The 3,605-nt window shown below is 47.2% G+C and carries 2 protein-coding genes; both read right to left on the reverse strand.

Annotated elements, in window-relative coordinates; genetic code table 11:
* Nucleotides 1-70 precede the first annotated feature (70 nt).
* Entirely contained in the window at nt 71-2,605 is a 2,535-nt protein-coding gene (gene galB / locus VIP81_RS09115) for a beta-galactosidase GalB (RefSeq protein ID WP_331958776.1), read from the reverse strand.
* Nucleotides 2,606-2,696: 91 nt separating this feature from the next.
* Nucleotides 2,697-3,605: DUF4982 domain-containing protein (locus VIP81_RS09120; protein WP_331958779.1), on the reverse strand; the 909-nt coding region annotated here is incomplete at its 5' end.

The following is a 3,605-nucleotide window of genomic DNA, read 5'->3' on the forward strand; positions in this document are numbered from 1 at the left end:
AACAGCCGGCGCTTATTTTAGCGCCGGCTGTTTTTATTATATGCTAATTATATTTTGGGAGAGATATTGCTTAATTGATGTTCACCGTTGCTACGGCCTTTTTTAACGTTCCCTCACTTTCTGCCGATACTTTTATAATACCGGTGGCACCTTGCTTCGCCCGGATAATGACCTGCGCCATTCCATTGTATGCCATGCGCTCCCTGCTTTTGAAAGATACCAGTGAAGTAGCATCTCCATTGTCAGTCGCCACGATTTCGCCGGGCCCTTCTATAGAAAATTTCACCAGTGGGTGCGATCCTGGCACCACCACGTTATTTTTGTCTACCACCTGCAGGGTGATATAACATAATGCGATGCCGTCTCCTGCCACTGTTTTAGTTTCTGGCTGTAGTAACAACGCATTGGCGGCTCCGGTAGTTTTCACAACATCCGTAGCCCAATACTTCCCATTTTTGTAGGTCACTACTTTTAGCTCTCCCGGCTGATATTTCACACTATCCCATACCAGGCGGAAATCTATCCCCGGCCTTTTTACTTTTGTGCCGAGACTTTTGCCATTCAAAAACAGTTCCGCCTTATCACCTGAGGTATACACATGCACCGGCACCAAAGAATCTATTCTTCCCGGCCAGTTCCAGTGAGGCATAATGTGCGCCATAGGATAGTCCGGGCGCCAGTGTGCCTGATAGTTATAGAACCGGTCTTTAGGGAATCCACATAAATCCACTATGCCAAAATAGCTGCTTCTGGAAGGTGGATTTTTTCTCCGTATTTCTTCCAGCGCTTTTTCCAGCTCCAATCTTTTTGCCGTATCTGTTCTGAAGTTCAGCAAATTTGTTTCATCAGAATTAAAAGGCGTCGGTTCGCCCAGGTAATCAAATCCTGTCCATACAAATTCACCTAACAGGTGCGGATATGTTGCATTCGTGCGGAACTGTTCATCTGGTGAACAGCCCCACCCTGGCCATGCTACATCGTAGGAAGTCACCTGGTAGTTGTCGTAATGCGTACCAAAAAAATACTCGCCCCGGGAACTTACGCAGGAAGAAGTTTCACTACCCATGGTTGGCATGTTCTTATATCGTGGGTCCTGATCCCATTTAGCTTGCTGGGAAAAGAAATAGTTTACGCCCATTACATCCAGGGCCATAGCGGCGCCGCTGGAGCGTCCGCCATCCGGATCGTTATATGCATTTGACACTGGTCTTGTCGGATCTTCTCTATGTACAATATCTGCCAGTTCCTTTGTTAGTGGCACATCCTGCTGATCCATTACTTCATTGCCAATAGACCACATGATCACCGCAGGATGATTCCGGTCTCTGTGTACCATCGCTACCAGGTCTCTCTCGTGCCATTCGGGGAATAGTTTATTATAATCATTTTTACGTTTGCCATGCTTCCAGGCATCAAACGACTCATCCCATACCAGCAATCCCATCTCATCTGCCAGCTCCAGTAATTCCGGCGCAGGTGGATTGTGGGAAGTCCGTATAGCATTACAGCCCATGCTTTTCATAATCGTCAGCTGGCGACGCAGTGCCGTGATGTTAATAGCGGTGCCAATGGCGCCCATATCACTATGCAGACAAACCCCTTTTATGTCAACACGCTTGCCATTCAAACTGAATCCATCTCTCGCCGTAAAATCCAGTGTCCGGATACCAAAAACAGTGTTGTACACGTCTGCCCGTCCATCAGGTGTACGTACCGTTGTTTGTGCGATGTATAATGCCGGGTGTTCGATCGACCACAGCGCAGGATGCACCAACGTTAGTCCGGCATCGATATGCTGGGTACTGTCGGCCAGCATCTCCAATGACTGCGGATGAGTAGCCGCTACTTTCTTTCCTATCTTCTTCCCATCAGGTGATGTATAAACAACAGTGCTGACCAAAGCCTTTACCGGCGCTGTTCCCTGGTTTTCTACCTTCACCTCCAACTTTACATCCGCCTTATTGGCTGAAATGTTACTCGTAGTAATGTAGGTGCCCCAATGTGCAATGTGTACCGGCGCTGTTTTCACCAGCCACACATGCCGGTACAATCCACCACCCGGATACCAGCGGGAATCCCAGCTATCTGTATCCAGTCTTACTGCCACTATATTCTTTTCTCCGAAATGCAGGTAAGGGGTAATGTCCATGCGAAAAGAGTTGTAGCCATAAGGCCATGTTCCTACGTAATGACCATTTACCCAAACTTTAGCATATGCCATTGCTCCATCAAAATCCAGCAAAATTCTTTTGTTCTTATCTTTCTCTGATATATCAAATGCTTTCCGGTACCAGCCTATTCCCTTCCAGGGCAGTTTACCGGTATTTCCGCTGAGTTCAATTCTGAATGGACCGGCGATGGCCCAATCATGTGGAAGATCCAACTGCTCCCACGCACCATCTGCAAATCCCGATTGCTCCAATCCCGCTGTTTCTGCTTTCACCGTACCATCTGTTTGGGTACCAAACCGGGCGAAACGCCAATTCGCATCAAAAATTGTCACATCCGCATTTCCTTCCCGGATAATGGAAGACTGTGCAGATGTATTCAAAGTGCACAGGCCCCAAAAGATACCTATCACTGCTGTTCTCCACCTATTCATCATAAAAAAAGTATTTCGTTTGACCGCGCTGCAGGAAATGATGCCCCTTTTCACCTTCGGCTCCACTGAAAAAGTCCACAAAGTAAATAATATATCAACGCGTGCTAACATTCAGCTGGCCGGGATGTATGCCCTGTGCAGTGCCATGCAATATTACGTTACCTTTTTTTAATCCGGACCGCACTAAAAAAGTAGCAATGCCTGCTTCTGATTTAACAGTAGCCGGACTGCATAATTCCGCCGCTCCGGATACCTGCAGCGTTACCGGAAGATCCGCCGTAGCTGTCAGATGATTATGTTCATCTACTAATTTCACATATACAAAAATCACATCCCCACTGGCATTAAACGGTTGGCCATTGATCCCTGTTTCCAGCACTGCTTTAACGGGCTTTCCCGCTGTAGTTACGCTTTGCTGCGTTACCACCTTGCCTGAGCGGAAGCCTTTAGCCACAATAGTTCCGGGAGCATACGAGATATGGTTAAACGTAAATGGAGGATGATCCAGGTTATTGGCGTTGCCACCGTTAAAGTATAATCCTTGTTTATTTCCGCGGCCTTCATGCGACGTTTCCGGTCCGATATCGGGCTTTTGCGTGCCCAGTTTCCGGCCATTCAATGATAAGGTAACGGAATCACAGTTGCTATAAACAATCACTTTAGATCCGTTGGTCGGCTTATCCCAGTTGCTGGCAATGAAAAGTACCGGGCCTGTGGCATTCATCGCATTTTTATTGACCACCGGGGATTGCTGACTTTTAAAGAAATAATAACTGTATTTGGGAATCCTGAAAATATCTGCCACGCCCCAGCCTTCGATACCTACTACGCAACCTGCCAGTCCATCGTAGAAAGCCCAGGTGAGGTCACCGATGGAATGTGGATAGCTTTTTCTATTCTTATTATGTTCCCATTGAAGGTTCCAGGCCTGTTCCAGCATTCCATTTTCTCCGGCTCCTCTTAGTTGCCTCGTGGAACTATTGCCACCACCAAATTCATAATC

The sequence above is a fragment of the Chitinophaga sp. genome, assembly GCF_036566945.1.
Taxonomy (GTDB): domain Bacteria; phylum Bacteroidota; class Bacteroidia; order Chitinophagales; family Chitinophagaceae; genus Chitinophaga.

Bases quoted from the DNA above. Each gene is read 5' to 3' on its own strand.
- galB (WP_331958776.1), bottom strand. From the start codon at position 2,605: ATGATGAATAGGTGGAGAACAGCAGTGATAGGTATCTTTTGGGGCCTG.